This window comes from Streptomyces sp. AP-93, assembly GCF_022808175.1.
Lineage (GTDB): Bacteria > Actinomycetota > Actinomycetes > Streptomycetales > Streptomycetaceae > Streptomyces.
On record NZ_JALGBX010000008.1, the window covers coordinates 45,070 to 65,025 of the forward strand.

General features: G+C 69.7%; 17 protein-coding genes. 9 read left to right on the plus strand and 8 right to left on the minus strand.

Translation table 11 applies throughout. The features are described 5' to 3' along the window. The first annotated feature begins 160 nt into the window (after positions 1 to 160). Complete coding sequence (locus tag MTF69_RS15245; protein WP_243334664.1) at positions 161 to 1,321, plus strand: alkaline phosphatase PhoX; 1,161 nt, start codon at positions 161 to 163, stop codon at positions 1,319 to 1,321. A gap of 255 nt (positions 1,322 to 1,576) precedes the next feature. Here MTF69_RS15245 and MTF69_RS15250 read toward each other — a convergent pair whose 3' ends face one another. From MTF69_RS15250 to dusB, 3 genes are all read right to left on the minus strand, one after another. After that, positions 1,577 to 2,671 (minus strand): helix-turn-helix domain-containing protein, encoded by a 1,095-nt coding sequence (locus MTF69_RS15250; RefSeq protein WP_243334666.1) that lies wholly within the window; start codon positions 2,669 to 2,671, stop codon positions 1,577 to 1,579. Between the two features lie 485 nt (positions 2,672 to 3,156). After that, positions 3,157 to 5,865, minus strand: coding sequence for a pyruvate, phosphate dikinase (gene ppdK, locus MTF69_RS15255; RefSeq protein ID WP_243334668.1), 2,709 nt, complete (start codon positions 5,863 to 5,865; stop codon positions 3,157 to 3,159). Between the two features lie 375 nt (positions 5,866 to 6,240). Continuing rightward, on the minus strand, positions 6,241 to 7,383 hold the full coding sequence (gene dusB, locus MTF69_RS15260; protein ID WP_243334670.1) for a tRNA dihydrouridine synthase DusB: 1,143 nt from the start codon (positions 7,381 to 7,383) through the stop codon (positions 6,241 to 6,243). 64 nt (positions 7,384 to 7,447) lie between these two features. On the opposite strand from dusB, the gene MTF69_RS15265 reads away from it, so the two are divergent. Continuing rightward, positions 7,448 to 8,908: an MFS transporter gene (locus MTF69_RS15265; RefSeq protein WP_243334672.1), complete on the plus strand. Its 1,461-nt coding sequence runs from the start codon at positions 7,448 to 7,450 to the stop codon at positions 8,906 to 8,908. Between the two features lie 73 nt (positions 8,909 to 8,981). Here the strand turns inward: MTF69_RS15265 and MTF69_RS15270 are convergent, their stop codons facing one another. Further along, positions 8,982 to 9,437: a MarR family winged helix-turn-helix transcriptional regulator gene (locus tag MTF69_RS15270; RefSeq protein ID WP_243334673.1), complete on the minus strand. Its 456-nt coding sequence runs from the start codon at positions 9,435 to 9,437 to the stop codon at positions 8,982 to 8,984. A 90-nt stretch (positions 9,438 to 9,527) separates the two neighbouring features. Here MTF69_RS15270 and MTF69_RS15275 point away from each other — a divergent pair, with 90 nt between their 5' ends. The 3 genes from MTF69_RS15275 (at position 9,528) to MTF69_RS15285 (ending at position 11,632) form a co-directional block, all read left to right on the plus strand. After that, on the plus strand, positions 9,528 to 9,872 hold the full coding sequence (locus MTF69_RS15275) for a DoxX family protein (RefSeq protein WP_243334675.1): 345 nt from the start codon (positions 9,528 to 9,530) through the stop codon (positions 9,870 to 9,872). A gap of 104 nt (positions 9,873 to 9,976) precedes the next feature. Further along, the gene (locus MTF69_RS15280; protein ID WP_243334677.1) at positions 9,977 to 11,017 is read left to right on the plus strand and encodes an aldo/keto reductase; all 1,041 of its coding nucleotides are present in this window, start codon (positions 9,977 to 9,979) and stop codon (positions 11,015 to 11,017) included. 21 nt (positions 11,018 to 11,038) lie between these two features. Further along, the gene (locus MTF69_RS15285; protein ID WP_243334679.1) at positions 11,039 to 11,632 is read left to right on the plus strand and encodes a TetR family transcriptional regulator; all 594 of its coding nucleotides are present in this window, start codon (positions 11,039 to 11,041) and stop codon (positions 11,630 to 11,632) included. A 67-nt stretch (positions 11,633 to 11,699) separates the two neighbouring features. On the opposite strand, the gene MTF69_RS15290 is transcribed toward MTF69_RS15285, so the two are convergent. Beyond that, positions 11,700 to 13,082, minus strand: coding sequence for a glycine--tRNA ligase (locus MTF69_RS15290; protein ID WP_243334681.1), 1,383 nt, complete (start codon positions 13,080 to 13,082; stop codon positions 11,700 to 11,702). A 157-nt stretch (positions 13,083 to 13,239) separates the two neighbouring features. Between MTF69_RS15290 and MTF69_RS15295 the strand changes: the two genes are divergently transcribed. From MTF69_RS15295 to MTF69_RS15310, 4 genes are all read left to right on the plus strand, one after another. After that, positions 13,240 to 14,256, plus strand: coding sequence for a metal ABC transporter substrate-binding protein (locus tag MTF69_RS15295; RefSeq protein ID WP_243334682.1), 1,017 nt, complete (start codon positions 13,240 to 13,242; stop codon positions 14,254 to 14,256). 35 nt (positions 14,257 to 14,291) lie between these two features. After that, positions 14,292 to 15,083, plus strand: coding sequence for a metal ABC transporter ATP-binding protein (locus MTF69_RS15300; protein WP_243334684.1), 792 nt, complete (start codon positions 14,292 to 14,294; stop codon positions 15,081 to 15,083). Then, entirely contained in the window at positions 15,083 to 15,949 is an 867-nt protein-coding gene (locus MTF69_RS15305; RefSeq protein ID WP_243334687.1) for a metal ABC transporter permease, read from the plus strand. Before MTF69_RS15300 ends, MTF69_RS15305 begins: the two co-directional genes overlap by 1 nt. 80 nt (positions 15,950 to 16,029) lie before the next feature. Next, complete coding sequence (locus MTF69_RS15310; RefSeq protein WP_243335074.1) at positions 16,030 to 16,440, plus strand: Fur family transcriptional regulator; 411 nt, start codon at positions 16,030 to 16,032, stop codon at positions 16,438 to 16,440. Positions 16,441 to 16,579: 139 nt separating this feature from the next. On the opposite strand, the gene MTF69_RS15315 is transcribed toward MTF69_RS15310, so the two are convergent. The 3 genes from MTF69_RS15315 to MTF69_RS15325 form a co-directional block, all read right to left on the minus strand. Next, positions 16,580 to 17,404, minus strand: a complete 825-nt coding sequence (locus MTF69_RS15315; RefSeq protein ID WP_243334689.1) for an isoprenyl transferase — start codon at positions 17,402 to 17,404, stop codon at positions 16,580 to 16,582. Between the two features lie 11 nt (positions 17,405 to 17,415). Beyond that, positions 17,416 to 18,162 (minus strand): DNA repair protein RecO, encoded by a 747-nt coding sequence (gene recO / locus MTF69_RS15320; RefSeq protein WP_243334691.1) that lies wholly within the window; start codon positions 18,160 to 18,162, stop codon positions 17,416 to 17,418. A 100-nt stretch (positions 18,163 to 18,262) separates the two neighbouring features. Next, the gene (locus MTF69_RS15325) at positions 18,263 to 19,756 is read right to left on the minus strand and encodes a nucleobase:cation symporter-2 family protein (RefSeq protein WP_243334692.1); all 1,494 of its coding nucleotides are present in this window, start codon (positions 19,754 to 19,756) and stop codon (positions 18,263 to 18,265) included. Positions 19,757 to 19,956 lie beyond the last annotated feature (200 nt).

Genomic DNA, 19,956 nt, shown 5'->3' on the forward strand with positions numbered 1-19,956 from the left:
CCGATTTCAGGAAATCCCTCCGGGAGGATTGACCTCGTGCCGGTCGCTCCCGCGTCATATGGAATTGACGTCACGTCAACTCGACGGTTCTAAGTTCCTCGACGCGTGCGTGACTCCTCGCCCGACCGGGCGCGGAGCCTCTCCTCCCACAGGAGTGACCGTGGAACGTCGTACCTTCCTTCGCGGGGCCGTCATCGGCTCCTCCGCCGCCGCCTTCGGCGGCACGCTGATGCACGGCGCGGCCTACGCGGCCCCCGCCCAGCCCGGCGCCGGACCCTACGGGGCGCTCGGCGCCGCCGACGCCAACGGCATCATGCTGCCCGCCGGCTTCAGCAGCCGGGTGATAGCGCGCTCCGGCCAGACCGTGAGCGGCACCTCGTACACCTGGCACAGCGCCCCCGACGGCGGCGCCTGTTTCGCCGACGGCACGGGCTGGATCTACGTGTCGAACTCGGAGATCAACCCCTCCGGCGGTGCGAGCGCGGTGAAGTTCAACTCCTCGGGCACCGTCACCGGTGCCTACCGCATCCTCTCCAACACCCGCCAGAACTGCGCGGGCGGCAAGACCCCGTGGAACACCTGGCTGTCCTGCGAGGAGGTCAGCCTCGGCTACGTCTACGAGGCCGACCCGTACGGGGTGAACGCGTCCGTCCGGCGCTCCGCGATGGGCCGCTTCAAGCACGAGGCGGCTGCCGCCGACCCCGTGCGCCAGGTGATCTACATGACGGAGGACGAGTCGAGCGGCTGCTTCTACCGCTTCATCCCCACCACCTGGGGCAACCTCTCCTCGGGCACCCTCCAGGTGCTCGTCGCCGGCACCGCCACCTCCGGCTCCTTCACCTGGCAGAACGTCCCGGACCCGGACGGCTCGCCGACCACCACCCGCACCCAGGTCTCGGGCTCGAAGAAGTTCAACGGCGGCGAGGGCTGCCACTACGCCAACGACACGGTCTGGTTCACCACCAAGGGCGACAACCGCGTCTGGCAGCTCAACCTCGCGAACAGCACCTACGAGCTCGCCTACGACGACTCCCTGGTCTCCGGCGGCGGCGCCCCCCTGACGGGCGTCGACAACGTCACGGGTTCCTCGTACGGCGACCTGTACGTCGCCGAGGACGGCGGCAACCTGGAGATCTGCGTCATCACCCCGGACGACGTCGTCGCCCCCTTCCTGCGGGTCACCGGCCAGTCCTCCTCGGAGATCTGCGGCCCGGCCTTCTCCCCCGCCGGCAACCGCCTCTACTTCAGCAGCCAGCGCGGCACGAGCGGCAGCTCCACGGGCGGCATCACGTACGAGGTCACGGGCCCCTTCCGGGTCTGACGGCTTCCACCCCACCCGGCCCCGCCGGGCAGATCCAGCCCCGCCGGATAGATCCAGCCCCGCCGGCGTTTGAGGCGCGGGGGTCCGGGGGCTGGCCCCCGGCAACGGCGCCGCAGGTCGCCACGGGCGCACCCAAACCCAGCCCCGCCGGCGTTTGAGGCGCGGGGGCCCGGGGGCGGAGCCCCAGGCAACGGCGCCGCACGGCACCACCAGCCGCACCCCGGCGGGGTCACGAACCCGCCGGGGCGCGGCCGGTCACGACACCACGGCCCCACCCTTGAGCAGCGCGGCTCCCAACGGCGTCACCGTGTGCAGCACGGCGTTGCCCCGCCGCAGCGTGGTGACCAGCCCGGCCTCCCGCATCACCCCCGCGTGCTGGCTCGCGGAGGCCAGCGAGACCCCGGCCCGCCGCGCCAGCTCGCTCGTGGTGGCCCCGTCGCCGATCGCCTGGAGCACCACCGACCGGGTGTGCCCGACGAGCTTGCCCAGGGTGTGCTGACGCTGCCGGCGCCGCTCCTCCGCCGGCCGGGCCGCCTCGCCGCCGGCCTGCGCCGAGGACAGCTCGGCCGCCGCCGGATACACCAGCACGGGCGGCAGCTCCGGATCGTGCAGCGTCACCGCCGTGCGCCGGCAGAAGAAGGAGGGCTGGAGCAGCAGCCCGCGCCCCCGTAGCCGTACGTCCCGGTCCACGGGGTAGTCGCACTCCAGCACCGGCGCCCGCCACCGCAGCATCGGCGGCAGCGAGGCCAGCAGCTCGTCCGCTCCCCCGTCGAGCAGCGCCCGCCCCCGCGCGGCCCGCTCGGCCTCGATCTGTGCCTGGATGTGGCTCCAGTACGGCTCCACGGCCGCGCGGTGGTACCCGCGCAGCTCCCCCATCAGCCGGGGCAGGTGCGCGGTGTCCCCCTCCATGAAGTCCCGCAGCCGCCTGGGCACCAGGGCCTCGGAGCCGCGGTACGCGCCCCCGCCGGCGCCACCCGCAGCCGTCGGCATCCCGAAGGCCGCGGCCATGCCGGAGCCCGCCTCCACGCCCCGGCCGAGCAGCAGGAGCTCGCGCCGCAGCCGCTCGGGGCGGATCCCGCGCAGTGCGTCGAGGCCCACGTCCCACCCGTACTGCCCCTCCACGGGGGTCAGGAAATCGGGGAAATACCCGCGGCTCGGTATCAGCGCGCCGAGAAGTCGTGTTTCACCATTCAACCTGGTGCGTGTTTCGGCACGCCAATCGCCGAAGAGCCGGGTATCCCGCCGGTCCCGTAAGCGGTGAAAACTCAGAATCGTTTCCCACAACGCATCCGGACGCCCTGCCATCCTTACGCGCGCGAGGTCCACTCCCGTGAAATGGATACGCAGCACCCGAACCCCCACCTGTGCAACCGCAATCCCCCCGCCCCTTGAGTATGCACGCCGTCACACGTGGTCACCATGGCCTTTCAGCCACAGTTGAAACCCCTTTCGGCGAAGGTGTGACAACCGAAATCCTGTACTCCGCCGGGCACACTCCGGCGCGACCGAAACGCTCCGCGAAGGCCGTGGGGGGCTTTGCGGGGCCTGGCGGTCGGTCGCACCGGGAAGCGCCGACGTGTCCGGCGGATTGGCGGCAGGCGGTGGACGGGTGGGGATCCGTCCACCGCCTGTTGCTGTTAAGGCATCTGGAACAACATTGAACCAAGACTGGTCCCCCGGGGACCACCGGCGAAGACGGGGGAACGCCGCAGAACCCGGTGAACAGCGGGGAACACCGGGCAAGGCCGGGGAAATAGACGCGCCTGCCACCGGACGTCAGGGAACCCGGGGGCAGGCGCGGTCAAGGGGGCCCCGGCATCGGGGCCGCGGAGCGGTCAGCGGCTGTCGCTGCCCTTCGCCTCGGCGGCGGCGCGGCCGGCCTCCAGGCGCGCGACCGGGATCCGGAACGGCGAGCAGGAGACGTAGTCCAGGCCGACCTCGTGGAAGAAGTGGACGGACTCGGGGTCGCCGCCGTGCTCTCCACAGACGCCGAGCTTGAGGTCGGGGCGGGTGGCCCGGCCGGCCTCTACGGCGCTGCGGACCAGCGTGCCGACGCCGTCCCGGTCGATGGTCTCGAAGGGCGAGACCCCGAAGATGCCCTTCTCCAGGTAGGCGGTGAAGAAGCTGGCCTCGACGTCGTCGCGGGAGAAGCCCCACACGGTCTGGGTCAGGTCGTTCGTGCCGAAGGAGAAGAACTGCGCGGCCTCGGCGATCTGACCGGCGGTGAGGGCGGCGCGGGGCAGCTCGATCATGGTGCCGATGGTCAGCTTGAGGCTGGTGCCGGTGGCGGCCTCGATCTCGGCGATGACCGCGTCGGCCTCCTCGCGGACGATCTCGAGCTCCTGGACGGTGCCCACGAGCGGAACCATGATCTCGACCCGCGGGTCGCCCTTGGCGTTCGCGCGCTCGGCCGCGGCCTCGGCGATGGCCCGCACCTGCATGGCGAACAGGCCGGGGATGACGAGGCCGAGGCGGACGCCGCGCAGGCCCAGCATCGGGTTCTGCTCGTGCAGCTTGTGCACGGCCTGGAGCAGGCGCAGGTCGTTCTCGTTGGCGTCCTTGCGGGACTCGGCGAGGGCGACGCGCACCGACAGCTCGGTGATGTCGGGGAGGAACTCGTGCAGCGGCGGGTCGAGCAGGCGGACGGTGACGGGCAGTCCGTCCATCGCCTCGAACAGCTCGACGAAGTCCTTCTTCTGCAGCGGCAGGAGGGCACTGAGTGCCTCCTCCCGCTCCTTGTCGGTGTCCGCGAGGATCAGGCGCTCGACCAGCTCGCGGCGCTCACCGAGGAACATGTGCTCGGTGCGGCACAGGCCGATGCCCTGGGCGCCGAAGCGGCGGGCGCGCAGCGCGTCCTCGGCGTTGTCGGCGTTGGCGCGCACGCGCAGGCGGCGTACGCGGTCGGCGTAGGCCATGATCCGGTGCACGGCGGCGACGAGCTCGTCGGCGTCGTCGGCCCCGGCGTGCATGCGGCCCTCGAAGTACTCGACGACCGGGGACGGTACGACGGGTACCTCACCGAGGTAGACCTTGCCGGTGGAGCCGTCGATGGAGACGACGTCGCCCTCTTCGACGACCGTCCCGCCGACCGTCATGCGGCGGCGCTTGGTGTCGACCTCGAGGTCCTCGGCGCCGCAGACACAGGTCTTGCCCATGCCGCGGGCCACGACGGCGGCGTGCGAGGTCTTGCCGCCGCGCGAGGTCAGGATGCCCTCGGAGGCGATCATGCCGTCGAGGTCGTCCGGGTTGGTCTCGCGGCGGATCAGGATGACCTTCTCGCCGGAGCGGGACCACTTGACGGCCGTGTAGGAGTCGAAGACGGCCTTGCCGACGGCCGCGCCCGGGGAGGCGGCGATGCCGCGGCCCAGCAGGGTCGTCTTGGCACCCTCGTCGAAGCGCGGGAACATCAGCTGCGCGAGCTGGGCGCCGTTGACGCGCTGGAGGGCCTCGGCCTCGTCGATGAGGCCCTGGTCCACGAGCTGGGTGGCGATGCGGAAGGCGGCGCCGGCGGTGCGCTTGCCGACGCGGGTCTGGAGCATCCACAGCTGGCCGCGCTCGATGGTGAACTCGATGTCGCAGAGATCCTTGTAGTGGGTCTCCAACGTCGTCATGATCGTCATGAGCTGGTCGTACGAGACCTTGTCGATGGTCTCCAGGTCCGCGAGCGGCACGGTGTTGCGGATGCCCGCGACCACGTCCTCGCCCTGGGCGTTCTGGAGGTAGTCGCCGTAGACGCCCGCGTGGCCGCTGGCCGGGTCGCGGGTGAAGGCGACACCGGTGCCCGAGTCGGGGCCGAGGTTGCCGAAGACCATGGAGCAGATGTTGACCGCGGTGCCCAGGTCGCTCGGGATGCGCTCCTGGCGGCGGTAGAGCTTGGCGCGGTCGGTGTTCCAGGAGTTGAAGACCGCTTCGACGGCGAGGTCGAGCTGCTCGCGGGCGTCCTGCGGGAACTCGCGGCCGGCCTGCTTGGCGACGATCTTCTTGAAGCGGGTGACCAGCTTCTTCAGGTCGGCGGCGTCGAGGTCGGTGTCGACGGCGACCTTCTTGGCGGCCTTGGCCTCGTCGAGGGCTTCCTCGAACAGCTCGCCGTCCACGTCGAGGACGGTCTTGCCGAACATCTGGATCAGGCGGCGGTACGAGTCCCACGCGAAGCGCTCGTTGCCGGCCTGGGTGGCGAGACCGGTGACGGACTCGTCGGAGAGGCCGATGTTGAGGACCGTGTCCATCATGCCGGGCATCGAGAACTTGGCGCCGGAGCGCACGGAGACCAGCAGCGGGTCGTCCGACTGGCCGAGCTTCTTGCCCATCTTCGCCTCGAGGGCGGCGAGGTGCGCGCTGACCTCTTCGCGCAGCTCGGCCGGGGCCTCGCCACTGTCGAGGTAGACCTTGCAGGCCTCGGTGGTGATGGTGAAGCCGGGAGGGACCGGCAGACCCAGGTTGGTCATCTCGGCGAGGTTGGCACCCTTGCCGCCGAGAAGGTCCTTGAGGTCGCGGTTGCCCTCCGTGAAGTCGTAGACGAACTTCTGATCTTTGTTTTCCGACACGGGTCTCGACTCCTCGAGGCTCGGTGGCTGCCCTGACGGCCAGGAACATACCCAGATCGAAGGCTTATGGGTACGTCCACTTGGCGGTCATGTGGCCGTAACCACCTGGGTGCCAGCCAATCGAATGTAACTGGCGAGTAGCCAAAACCTACCAAGACCCTTCACCTCCCGAAGGATGGGGTGCTCACTGAGGCTTGTTTCCGCTCCGATGAGCGATCATCGATACATTTGCGTTCAAGACTTGAACGCACAAAGGGTGGCACCCAGTGCCACCCTTTGAAAGTCTTACCCGTGACCATTGCGCTCATCTGAGCGAAACCTCACCCATGCGTGGCGTATGTCACGCCACGCATGGCACGTTTTGCCGGCGCTTTCTCACCCTCCGGACGTGTCCAGTTCGGCGTCCTCGCTCACGCCCGCACAGTCGTACGGATCCTTCAACCAGCCCTCGGGCAGGACAACCCGGTTGTTTCCGGACGTACGGCCCCGAGGACCGTCCGCGCTGTCCGGCCAGGGCTGATCCAAATCCAGCTCGCTCAGATGAGCATCCAGCTCGGCCAGGGAGGAGGTGACGGCGAGCTTCTGCCGCATCTCCGAACCCACCGAGAAGCCCTTGGTGTACCAGGCCACGTGCTTACGGAAGTCGATCACCCCGCGCGCCTCGTCGCCGATCCACTCCCCCAGCAGCTGGGCGTGGCGGAGCATGGTCTGCCCGACCTCCCGCAACGTGGGCTTGTGGAAGTCCTCGGGACGCCCCTCGAAGGCCGCCACCAGGTCGTTGAACAGCCAAGGGCGCCCCAGGCAGCCGCGCCCGACGACGACCCCGTCGCAGCCGGTCTCGCGGACCATCCGCAGCGCGTCCTCGGCGCACCAGATGTCGCCGTTGCCGAGCACCGGGATCTCCGGCACGTGCTCCTTGAGCCGTGCGATGGCCTCCCAGTCGGCGGTGCCGCCGTAGTGCTGGGCGGTGGTGCGCCCGTGCAGGGCTATGGCGGTGATGCCCTCCTCGACGGCGATCCGGCCGGCGTCGAGGTAGGTGAGGTGGTCGTCGTTGATGCCCTTGCGCATCTTCATCGTCACCGGCAGGTCGCCGGCACCCGCGACGGCCTCGCGCAGGATCGCGCGCAGCAGGTTCCGCTTGTACGGGAGGGCCGAGCCGCCACCCTTGCGGGTGACCTTGGGCACCGGGCAGCCGAAGTTGAGGTCGATGTGGTCGGCGCGGTCCTCTTCGACGATCATGCGGACCGCCTTGCCGACCGTCGCGGGGTCGACTCCGTACAGCTGGATCGAGCGGGGCTTCTCGGTCTCGTCGAAGTGGATCAGCTGCATGGTCTTCTCGTTGCGCTCGACCAGAGCCCGGGTCGTGATCATCTCGCTCACGAACAGCCCCTTGCCGCCCGAGAACTCGCGGCACAGGGTACGGAACGGGGCATTGGTGATGCCGGCCATCGGCGCGAGCACCACCGGGGGCTGCACCGTGTATGGGCCGATCGCGAGAGGCGGGGGGAGCGTGGTCATCCCACCATTGTGGCTCAGTCGTGCCGTTGATCGCATGTCGTTAGTTAGGCGTACTATCGGCCCCATGGACGAGCTGACCCAGCGGCGGCGCCTGCTGATCCTGACGATCTGCTGCATGAGCCTGCTCATCGTCAGCCTGGACAACACCGTCCTGAACGTCGCCCTGCCCGCGATGCGCCGCGACCTGGACGCCTCCGTGGCCGGCATGCAGTGGACGATCGACGCGTACACGCTGGTCCTGGCCTCGCTGCTGATGCTGGCCGGCTCCACCGCGGACCGGATCGGCCGCCGCAAGGTGTTCATCGTCGGCGTCGTGCTCTTCACCGCCGGCTCGGTGCTCTGCTCGCTCGCGCCGAGCCTGGGCTGGCTGATCGCCTTCCGGATGATCCAGGCCGTCGGCGGCTCGATGCTCAATCCGGTCGCCATGTCGATCATCACCAACACCTTCACCGATCCGCGCGAGCGTGCCCGCGCCATCGGCGTGTGGGGGGCGGTCGTCGGCATCTCCATGGCCGCGGGCCCGCTGATCGGCGGCCTGCTCGTGGACTCGGTCGGCTGGCGGTCCATCTTCTGGATCAACCTCCCCGTCGGCCTCCTCGCCCTGGTCCTGACCCTGCGCTACATCCCGGAGTCCCGGGCCGACCACCCGCGCCGCCCGGACCCGGTCGGGCAGCTGCTGATCATGGGGCTGCTCGGCTCGGTCACGTTCGGGATCATCGAGGCCCCCGCCGCCGGAGTGGACTCCCCGCTGATCCTGGGCTGCGCCCTCGTCGCCGCCTCGTCCCTGGCCGGGCTGGTGGCCTACGAGTCACGGCGGGCGGAGCCCCTGATCGACCCGCGGTTCTTCCGTAGCGCCCCCTTCAGCGGGGCCACGGTGATCGCGGTCAGCGCCTTCGCCGCGCTGTCCGGGTTCCTGTTCCTGAACACCCTGTACCTGCAGGACGTACGGGGCCTCGACGCTCTGGACGCCGGCCTGTACATGCTGCCGATGGCGGCCTTCGCCTTCCTCTGCGCACCCGTGTCGGGACGGCTCGTCGCCACCCGGGGGCCACGGCTGCCGCTGCTGGTCGCGGGCGTGACGATGAGCGCGAGCGGGCTGCTGTTCGCCGCGTTCTCGGCCGAGAGCTCGACGCCGATACTGTTCTGCGGCTACGTGCTCTTCGGCATCGGGTTCGGCCTGGTGAACGCACCGATCACCAACACCGCGGTCTCCGGAATGCCGCGCGCCCAGGCCGGGGTGGCCGCGGCGGTGGCCTCCACCAGCCGGCAGACCGGTGGAGCCCTGGGCGTGGCCGTCGTGGGCGCGGTCCTGGCCGCCGGAATGGCGGGCGGGTCCGGTTCCGCCGCCGCGTTCGTGGCCGCGGCCCGGCCCGCCTGGTGGATCATCACCGTGTGCGGACTGCTCGTCCTGTGCGTCGGCTTCGCCACCAGCGGCAGCTGGGCCCGGGAGACGGCCCTGCGCACGGCCCGCGCCCTGGAGCCGGAGGCCGGCCCCGCCCGTACGGGCGCCGCACCGCGGCACTGAGCCCGGGACGGCTGCGCGGCTGCGTACGACGCGGCTGCCGGAGTACCCGACTGCCCCTGTGCCCCCTGCCCGCCTACTCGTCGCAGGCGAAGTCCTCGCTGTGCGAGTCGATCCGGTCCAGCAGGCTGCGCAGCGCGTCCTGGTCCCGGTCCGAGAGGCCCGCGAACAGTCCGAGTTCCACCGCGTCGAGGGCCGCGTTCGTCTTCGCGAGGGCCGCGGTGCCCGCGTCGGTGATGGCCACGTTGTGGCGGCGGCGGTCGGCCGGGTCGCGGCGGCGCTCGACGAGTCCGTCGCCCTCCAGGTCGTTGAGGATCCCGACGAGCACGCTCGGGTCCACTTCCAGCCGCTCCGCCAGCGCGCGCTGACCGATGGGCCCGCCGTCCAGGTACGTCAGGGTCATCGCGTGGCGCGGGGTGAGTCCGGCGGCGCTGAGCGCCTTCTTCATGCGGGTCTGGGTGACCGATCCGTGCCAGGCCAGCAGCAGGCCCAGCCGCTGCGGCGGGTGCGTGGAGTCCTGAGGCGCCGTCATGTCCACATCGTAACAACTCGGAAATGATTGCACCCAGTCGATCGTTGATGGTGTTCAATGGTTCTACATCACCGATCGTTGGAGCTCATCATGTTCATCGCCTATGCCGTCGCAGCCGGACTGCTCGCCCTCGCCCTCACCGCGTCCGCCACCTTCACCTTCCAGCGCAACCCCGCGACCACCGAGACCATGACGAAGCTCGGAGTGCCCGACTCCTGGCTCCCCCGACTGGCCACCCTCAAGGCAGCCGGCGCGATCGGCCTGGTCGCGGGCCTGTGGCTGACCCCGCTGGGCATCGCCGCCGCCGCCGGCGTGACGCTCTTCTTCCTCGGCGCGATCCTCACCCACCTGCGCGCGAAGGACTACAACTTCGCCCCCGCGGCCGCCCTCGCCCTGGTCGCGGCAGCGGCCCTGGTCCTGCGCGCGGCGGCCTGACGGCGGACGCCGAGTGCCGGGACACCCGGAGCACCCGGAGCACGTCTTCATGCTGACGAGTGACAGATATTGAAATCTGTCACTCGTCATGTCACTCTCGTTCCATGAAGACGAACCCGAGCACCTCAGCGCAGCCCACCGCACCGCACCGCACCCTCGGCACCACGGGACCGACGGCCTTCCCCCTGGGGCTCGGCTGCATGGGGATGTCGGCCCTCTACGGCGAGGCCGACCGTGCGGAGTCCCTCGCCACGATCCACGCCGCCCTCGACGCCGGGGTGACCCTCCTCGACACCGGCGACTTCTACGGCATGGGGCACAACGAGCTCCTCATCAACGAAGCCCTGCGCACCGCCCCCGCCGCGGGCCGCGAGAAGGCGCTGACCAGCGTGAAGTTCGGCGCCCTGCGCACGGTCGAGGGCGGCTTCACCGGGTATGACGGGCGGCCGGAGGCCGTCAAGAACTTCCTGGCCTATTCGCTCCAGCGGCTCGGCCGGGACCACATCGACATCTATCGCATCGCCCGCGTGGACCCCGACGTGCCGATCGAGGAGACCGTCGGCGCCATCGCCGAGGCCGTCACCGCCGGGCACGTCCGGCACATCGGGCTCTCCGAGGTCGGCGCGGACACCCTGCGCCGGGCCGCCGCCGTGGCTCCCATCGCCGACCTCCAGATCGAGTACTCACTGATCTCGCGCGGAATCGAGGAGGAGATACTGCCGACCGCCCGCGAGCTCGGCATCGGCGTCACGGCGTACGGTGTGCTGTCCCGCGGCCTGATCAGCGGCCACTTCACCCGCGACCGGGCACTGGCTCCGGGCGACTTCCGCGGGATGAGCCCGCGCTTCCAGGGCGGCAACCTCGACCGGAACCTCGACCTGGTCGACGCCCTGCGCAAGGTCGCCGACGGGAAGGGCGTCACCGTCGCCCAGACGGCCATCGCCTGGGTGCTCTCGCGGGGCGAGGACATCGTGCCGCTGGTCGGCGCCCGCCGCCGCGACCGGCTCGACGAGGCACTGGGCGCTCTTCAGGTCGACCTCACCCCCGCCGACCTCGCGGCCATCGAGGGCGCGGTTCCGGCCGGTGCTGCCGCCGGCGACCGGTACCCGGCAGCCCAGATGGCCCACCTGGACAGCGAGCACTGATCCGGCTGTACGGTCGTACTCATGCCACCCGCAGCCGCCGAGCCCCTCACCCCCGAGCGCATCCTCGAAACCACCGAGGAGGTGCTGCGCCGCTTCGGCCCGACCAAGGCGACCGTGGTGGACGTGGCGCGCGCCCTGGGCGTCAGCCACGGCAGCGTCTACCGGCACTTCCCGTCCAAGGCCGCGCTGCGCGAGGCCGTCACGGACCGCTGGCTCGCCAAGAGCGTGGTCATGCTGGAGGAGATCGCCTCGGCGCCGGCCGAGCCGGCCCCCTCCAAGCTGGAGTCGTGGCTGGAGGCGCTGTTCGAGGCCAAGCGCCACAAGGCGGGTGACGACCCGGAGCTCTTCGCGACGTACATCGTGCTGCTCGGCGAGAACAGCGGAGTGGTGGAGCACCACCTGACCGAGCTGATCGAGCAGCTGTCCCGGATCATCGGCGAGGGGGTCGCGGAGGGATCGCTGAGCGCGCCCGACGTACCGGCCGCCGCCCGCGCGGTGTTCGACGCCACCGGCCGCTTCCACGATCCGCAGTACGCGGCGGACTGGCTGGGGCCGACCATCACCGCCGAGTTCGAGGCGGTCACCGCCCTGGTCATCCGGGGCCTGCGCGCCTGACGGCGGGAACCGACAGTGGCCCGGCGCGCGATGCGCACCGGGCCACTGTCGCTGACGCGGCGGGAAGCTAGCAGCCGAGCAGACGGCTGCCGAGGTAGCTCTGGATCTGGTCCAGGGAGACGCGCTCCTGCTTCATGGTGTCGCGCTCGCGCACGGTCACCGCGTTGTCGTCGAGGGTGTCGAAGTCGACGGTGACGCAGAAGGGCGTACCGATCTCGTCCTGGCGGCGGTAGCGGCGGCCGATGGCGCCCGCGTCGTCGAACTCGATGTTCCAGTGCTTGCGCAGGTCGGCGGCGAGGCCCTTGGCCTTCGGCGAGAGCTGTGCGTTGCGGGACAGCGGCAGGACGGCGACCTTGACCGGGGCCAGGCGCGGGTCGAGGCGCATCACGGTGCGCTTCTCCATGACGCCCTTGGCGTTGGGGGCCTCGTCCTCGTTGTACGCGTCGAGCATGAAGGCGAGCATGGCGCGGTTGACGCCGGCCGCCGGCTCGATGACGTACGGGGTGTAGCGCTCCTTGGTCTCCTGGTCGAAGTACACGAGCTCCTGGCCGGAGGCGGCGGAGTGGGCCTTGAGGTCGAAGTCGGTGCGGTTGGCCACGCCTTCGAGCTCGGAGAACTCATTGCCACCGAAGTTGAAGCGGTACTCGATGTCGGCGGTGCGCTTCGAGTAGTGGGACAGCTTCTCCTTCGGGTGGTCGTACCAGCGGATGTTCTCCTCGCGGATACCGAGGTCGCGGTACCAGTTCCACCGCTCCTGCATCCAGAACTCCTGCCACTGCTCGTCCTCGCCCGGCTTGACGAAGAACTCCATCTCCATCTGCTCGAACTCGCGGGTGCGGAAGATGAAGTTGCCGGGGGTGATCTCGTTGCGGAAGGACTTGCCCATCTGCGCAATGCCGAAGGGGGGCTTCTTGCGCGAGGTGGTCATCACGTGGGCGAAGTTGGTGAAGATGCCCTGGGCGGTCTCGGGGCGCAGGTAGGCCTTGGAGCCGGTGTCCTGGGTCGGGCCGAGGTGGGTCTCCAGCATGCCGGAGAACTGCTTGGGCTCGGTGAACTGGCCCTTCACGCCGCAGTTGGGGCAGTTGATGTCCGCGAGACCGTTGGCGGGCACGCGGCCGTGCTTGGCCTCGTACGCCTCTTCCAGGTGGTCGGCGCGGTGGCGCTTGTGACAGGAGGTGCACTCGGTCAGCGGGTCCGAGAAGGTGCCGACGTGGCCGGAGGCCACCCAGACCTCGGGAGCCAGAATCACGGACGAGTCGAGGCCGACGATGTCCTCACGCCCGGTGACCATCGCCTTCCACCACTGGCGCTTGATGTTCTCCTTGAGCTCGACACCGAGCGGGCCGTAATCCCAGGCAGCCCGGGAGCCGCCGTAGATGTCACTGCACGGGAAAACGAAGCCACGGCGCTTGCTCAGGCTGACGATGGTTTCGATCTTGTCGGCGGCCACGGTGCTCTCTTCATTTACGAGGACGAACGGCGAAGCCTCAAGGTTACCGGCGCCCGCACCCCCCCTTTCAAATCGGGACCACCGTCCACGGGCCCTTCCGGACCCCTCCCACCAGGGTTTTTGACAATCGTTTCCATCTTTGATGAAAATGGATGTCATGAACGTACGACGACGCCTCATACCGACCGCCGCCCTCGCCGCGACCGTCGCCCTCGCCGCCACGGCCCTCACCGCCTGCTCGGGGACGGCCGGAGCAGCCGGGGCCGAGGACGGCAAGCTCGACGTGATGGCGTCGTTCTATCCGATGCAGTTCCTCGCCGAGCAGATCGGCAAGGACCACGTGAAGGTCTACACCCTCACCAAGCCCGGGGTCGAGCCGCACGACCTGGAGATCACCCCGAAGCAGACCGCGCAGCTCGGCGAGGCCGATGTCGTCCTCTACCTCAAGACGCTGCAGCCCGCCGTCGACAAGGCCGTCGCCCAGTCCGGCGTGAAGAACATCGTCGACGCCGCCACCCTCACCAAGCTGGAGGTGCACGGCACCTCGGGCCACGACGAGCACGGCGGCGAACCGGGTCACGGCGAAGAGGGCCACGAGCACACCGACGGCGACGAGCACGCCAAGGACGACGGCCACAACCACGGCGAGTCCGGCGAGGACCCGCACGTCTGGCTCGACCCGGTGAAGTACGCGGAGATCGCCAAGGGCGTCGGCGCGGCCCTGGAGAAGTCCGACCCCGACCACGCGGCGGACTACCAGAAGAACACCGACGACCTCGTCGCCAAGCTGGGCGCGCTCGACACCGAGTTCAAGGACGGCCTGAAGAACACGGCCTCCAAGACCTTCATCACCACGCACTCCGCCTTCGGCTACCTCGCCGAGCGCTACGGCCTCGACCAGGAGGGCATCTCCGGCGTCGACCCCGAGTCCGAGCCGAGCCCGGCCCGGATGAAGGAGCTGCAGACCCTCTCGAAGCAGGACAATGTCACGACGGTGTTCTTCGAGACCCTGGCCAGCGACAAGACGGCCAAGACCCTCGCGGCGGACACCGGCCTGAAGACCGACGTCCTGGACCCCCTGGAGGGAATCACGGACAAGTCCCAGGGCGCTGACTACTTCGAGGTCATGCGGGCCAACCTGAAGAACCTCCAGAAGGCACTCGGCACCAAGTAATGGCAACAGCAGTAGCAGCAACGGAGGCGCGAGCCATGGAGTCCAAGCCCGCCCAGGCCCTGGACCAGCCCGTCATATCCCTGCGCGGGGCCACGGCCTCGCTCGGCTCGCGCCCCGTGCTGCGCGGCATCGACCTCACCGTCCGCAGCGGTGAGGTCGTCGCCCTGCTCGGCGCCAACGGCTCCGGCAAGTCCACGGCCGTCCGCGCCGTGGTCGGCCAGGTTCCGCTGAGCGACGGCGAGCTCTCCCTCTTCGGCACCGAGTTCAAGCGCTTCCGCGACTGGTCGCGCATCGGGTACGTGCCCCAGCGCACCACCGCCGCCAGCGGGGTCCCCGCCACCGTCCGCGAGGTCGTTTCCGCCGGCCGGCTCGCCCACACCCGTTTCGGGTTCCTGCGCAAGGCCGACAAGGCCGCCGTGGAGCGCGCGCTGGACCTGGTCGACATGGGCTCCCGCGCCGACGCCTCCGTGAACGCCCTCTCCGGCGGCCAGCACCAGCGGGTGCTCATCGCCCGCGCGCTCGCCGGCGAACCCGAGCTGCTGATCATGGACGAGCCGATGGCCGGCGTGGACCTGGCCAACCAGGAGGTCCTGGCGAACGCCCTGCGCAGCCAGGTCGCCGCCGGGACCACCGTGCTGCTGGTCCTGCACGAGCTGGGCCCGCTGGAGCCGCTCATCGACCGCGCCGTCGTCCTGCGCGACGGCTGCGTCACGCACGACGGCCCGCCCCCGGAGGCCCTGGGACAGCACGCGCTGCCGGGCCACGACCACGTACACCCCCACTCCGCGCACGACGCCGAGCCCCTCCGGACGGGACTGCTGAGCTGATGGACATCCTCGACTACGCCTTCATGCAGCGGGCCCTCATCGCCGCCGCCCTCGTCGGCATCACGGCCCCCGCGATCGGCACGTACCTCGTGCAGCGGCGCCAGGCCGTCATGGGCGACGGCATCGGACACGTGGCCATGACCGGTGTCGCGCTCGGCTTCCTGCTCAACACGAGCCCGGTGTGGATGGCCACCCTCGTCGCGGTCATCGGCGCGGTGGGCATGGAGCTGATCCGCTCCCGCGGCAAGACCAGCGGGGACATCGCGCTGGCCATGCTCTTCTACGGTGGCCTGGCCGGCGGCGTCATGATCATCAACCTGGCTCCGGGCGGCTCGACGGCCAACCTGACCAGCTACCTCTTCGGCTCCATCACCACGGTCTCGGCCGAGGACATCACCGCGGTCGTGATCCTCGCCCTGTTCGTCGTCGCCGTCACCCTGGGCCTGCGCCGCCAGCTGTTCGCGGTCTGCCAGGACGAGGAGTTCGCCGGGGTCACCGGCCTGCCGGTGCGCTTCCTGAACCTGCTGATGGCCGTCACCGCAGCCGTCACCGTCACCGTCGCGATGCGCATCGTCGGTCTGCTGCTGGTCAGCGCCATGATGGTGATCCCGGTCGCGGCCGCCCAGCGCGTGACCCGCGGGTTCACCGCCACCCTGACGGTGGCCATGGTGATCGGCGTGCTGGTCTCACTGTCCGGCACGGCCGCCACGTACTACATCGACGCACCGTCCGGCGGCACGATCGTGCTGCTCGCCATCGCCGTCTTCATGGTGATGACGGCGGTGTCCACCCCCCTGGCCCGGCGCCGGGCCAGGGCGGCCCGCGCCGCCGAAGAAGTCTGTACGCGGGACGACGTAACAGTGTGAAGACCTCGGGCACTCGGCCGCCTGGCACAATGGCCCGAGGCCGAGACGAGGAGGAACCGGTGGCGACTGCGCCTGGCGAGATGAATACCGCGCCAGTACGAGGACGATCCACCCGACAGCGGGCCGCCGTAGCGGCGGCGCTGGACGAGGTGGACGAGTTCCGCAGTGCCCAGGAACTCCACGACATGCTCAAGCACCGCGGTGATTCCGTGGGCCTGACCACCGTCTACCGGACCCTGCAGTCCCTCGCGGACGCCGGCGAGGTGGACGTGCTGCGGACCAGCGACGGCGAGTCCGTCTACCGGCGCTGCTCCACCGGGGAGCACCACCACCACCTGGTCTGCCGCAAGTGCGGCAAGGCCGTCGAGGTGGAGGGCCCTGCCGTGGAGAAGTGGGCGGAGGCGATCGCGGCGGAGCACGGCTTCGTGAACGTCGCCCACACGGTGGAGATCTTCGGCACCTGCTCGGACTGCGCGGCGGCCGCCGCCTAGAGCCGCTTCAGGTTCCGGTCGAGGATCACGCGCAGCCGGTCGATGTCGGCGGCCACGGCGTGGAGCCGGCGCGCCATGGCACGCCGTCCTCACACACCGCCCCCCGCTCGTGTTCATGGCCACGGAGCGTAGATCACGCTCAGGCCGAGGTACCCGGCTCCCCCTGGTTCGGGACCGCGCCGCCGAAGCGGCGGTCGCGCTGGGCGTACTCGTAGCAGGCCTGCCAGAGGTTGCGGCGGTCGAAGTCGGGCCACAGGACGTCCTGGAACACCATCTCGGCGTACGCGCTCTGCCAGAGCAGGTAGTTGGACGTGCGCTGCTCGCCGCTCGGGCGCAGGAAGAGGTCCACGTCCGGCATGTCCGGGTAGTAGATGTACTTCGCGAAGGTCTTCTCGTTGACCTTCGACGGGTCCAGCTTCCCCGCCGCCACATCGCGCGCGATGGCCTGCGCCGCGTCCGCGATCTCGGCGCGGCCGCCGTAGTTGACGCAGAAGTAGAGGGTCATCGCGTCGTTGTCGACGGTCTGCTCCTGTGCGACCTGGAGCTCCTGGACGACCGACTTCCACATCTTCGGCATGCGGCCGACCCAGCGGATGCGGATGCCCAGCTCGTTCATCTCGTCGCGGCGGCGCCGGATGACGTCGCGGTTGAAGTTCATGAGGAAGCGCACCTCGTCGGGCGAGCGCTTCCAGTTCTCCGTCGAGAAGGCGTACAGGGAGAGGTTCTTGACGCCCATCTCCAGGCAGCCCTTGAGCACGTCGAGCACGACGCCCTCGCCCACCTTGTGGCCTTCGGTGCGCGGCAGTCCGCGCTCCTTGGCCCAGCGGCCGTTGCCGTCCATGACGATCGCGACGTGGTTCGGGACCAACTCGCCGGGGATCTTCGGCGGCCGCTCACCGGAGGGGTGCGGCTCGGGAACCTTGTACTCGCGGCGAGAGCGTCCCAGAATCCCGCGTCGTGCCATGTGCCCAGCTCCTATTTCTCGACGTACCGAAGGGAGCGTAGCCCGCGCTCCAGATGCCAGTGCAAGTAGGCGGAGACCAGCCCGCTGCCCTCCCGCACGTGACGCGCCTCGCACGCGTCGGCATGTCCCCAGTCGCCCGTCAGCAGCGCGCTGAGCAGGGCGATGGCCTCCGACGAGGGTACGACGCTGCCGGGGACGCGGCAGTCGCCGCATATGACCCCGCCCGCGGCGACGGAGAAGTGCCGGTTGGGGCCGTGGATCCCGCACTTCGCGCAGTCCTCGAAGCTGGGCGCGTAGCCGTTGACGGCGAGGGAGCGCAGCAGGAAGGCGTCGAGGATGAGGTTCGGTGCGTGTTCGCCGCGCGAGAGCGTGCGCAGGGCGCCGACGAGCAGCAGGTACTGCTGTACGGCGGGCTCGCCCTCGTGGTCGGTGAACCGCTCGGCGGTCTCCAGCATCGCGGTGCCGGCGGTGTAGCGGGCGTAGTCGGTGACGATGCCGTTGCCGTACGGGGCGATGATCTCGGTCTGCGTGCAGAGCGGGAGGCTGCGGCCGACCAGTTCGCCGCTGCGGGAGAAGAACTGCACGTCGGCGTGGGAGAAAGGTTCCAGCCGGGCGCCGAACTTGGACTTGGTGCGCCGGACGCCGCGGGCGACGGCCCGGACCCGGCCGTGGCCCCGGGTCAGGAGCGTGATGATGCGGTCCGCCTCACCCAGCTTCTGGGTGCGCAGCACGATGCCGTCGTCGCGGAACAGACTCATGGATCCCATTGTCCTGTACGTCACCGACAGGACGGACTGCCCCGAACGGCAGCGACCCCCGCCGGGCACGAGGCCCGGCGGGGGACACCCCTTGGGAGGATCAGGCGGTCGGTGCCGGGGCGGGCTCGCCCTCGCCCGACTGGGCCGGTACGGCTGCCTTGGGCTCGTCGTCCGACGCCGCGGCGACGGCCGCCGGGGCGTCGGCCTGCGGGGCCTCGGCCGGGGCTCCGTGCGCATCGTCCTTGCCCAGACCGTTGAAGATCAGGTTCAGGACGATGGCGGCCGTGGCACCGAGCGTCACACCGCTGTTGAGGAGCGAGGAGAGGTCCGCGTCCATGTGGTCCTTGAAGAGGACCGGGACGGTGGCGGGGAGCAGCGCGAAGGCCAGGGAGACGCCCACGATGAGCGCGTTCTTCTCCTCCTTGAGGTCGACCTTGGCCAGGGTCTGGATGCCCGCCAGGGCGACCATCGCGAACATCACGGTCGCGGCGCCGCCGAGCACTCCGTGCGGAACGGCGGCGACGACCGCGGCGGCCTTGGGGAGCAGGCCGAGCACGATCATGAAGACACCCGCGGCGACCACGACGAAGCGGCTCTTGACCTTGGTCATGCGGACCAGGCCGACGTTCTCCGCGAAGGCCACGTACGGGAAGGAGTTGAGGACACCGCCGAGGGCGGTCGCGGCTCCGTCGGCACGCAGGGCGCGGGCCACGGTCTCGCTGTCGATGTCCTTGCCGACGATGTCGCCGACGGCGTAGGTGTCACCGGTGGTCTCGACCATGGTGATCAGCATGACGATGAGCATCAGGACGATCGGGAACCACTCGAACTTCGGGGCACCGTAGTAGAACGGCGTGGTGATGCCGATCCAGTCCGAGTTGCTCACGTTGCCGAACTTGGCGTCGCCGAGCAGGAAGGCGACGGCGGTGCCGCCGACCAGGCCGAGCAGGATGGAGATGCTGTTGAGGAAGGGCCGGCCGAGCTTCATCAGGATGAGGATGAAGAGCATCGTGCCGCCGGCGTAGGCGAAGTGCTTCGGGTCACCGAAGTCGGGGCTGCCGAGGCCGCCCGCGGCGTCGTTCAGTCCGACCGGGATCAACACGATGCCGAGGACGGTGATCACCGTGCCGGTGACGACCGGCGGGAAGAGCCGCATGATCATGCGGAAGGCCTTGGGAGGCAGCCAGGCGAAGGCGAAGGTGGCAATACCGGCCGTGATGACCGCGCCGTAGATGACGAGGAGGCCCGCCGTTCCCCCTCCCGCTCCGAGACCGATGGCGATCATCGGTGACACGGCGGTGAAGGTGACGCCCTGGATCAGGGGCAGCCGCGCGCCGATCCTGCCGATGCCCCACGCCTGGATGATCGAGGCGATACCGCAGGTGAGGAGGTCGGCATTGATCAGGTAGACCAGCTGCTCGGCGGAGAGCCCGAGGGCGCCACCGACGATGATCGGAACGATCACCGCACCGGCGTAGAACGCGAGTACGTGCTGGAAGCCGTACAGCGCAAGCTTGGGGAGGGGGAGCACCTCGTCGACCGGGTGCGTGCTCTGCTTTCCGGTGGCGGAAAGCGGTGCGGCGACACGTGCCATCTCTGCCTTGCCCTTCAATGAGGTAGGTAACTGAGAGGAAGCGATAGGAAGCTGGTTGTCCCTGGCCGAAGTGGGTCGTTAGCCCGTTGATCCGTCAGGGTTGTCGTTGCGTCCACGTGAATCGAAGCTCCGCGGTGTTACCTGCGGCGTCTCCTCGTGTGACCGGAATTGAACGCCTGTGGGGCCGCTCACAGATATCG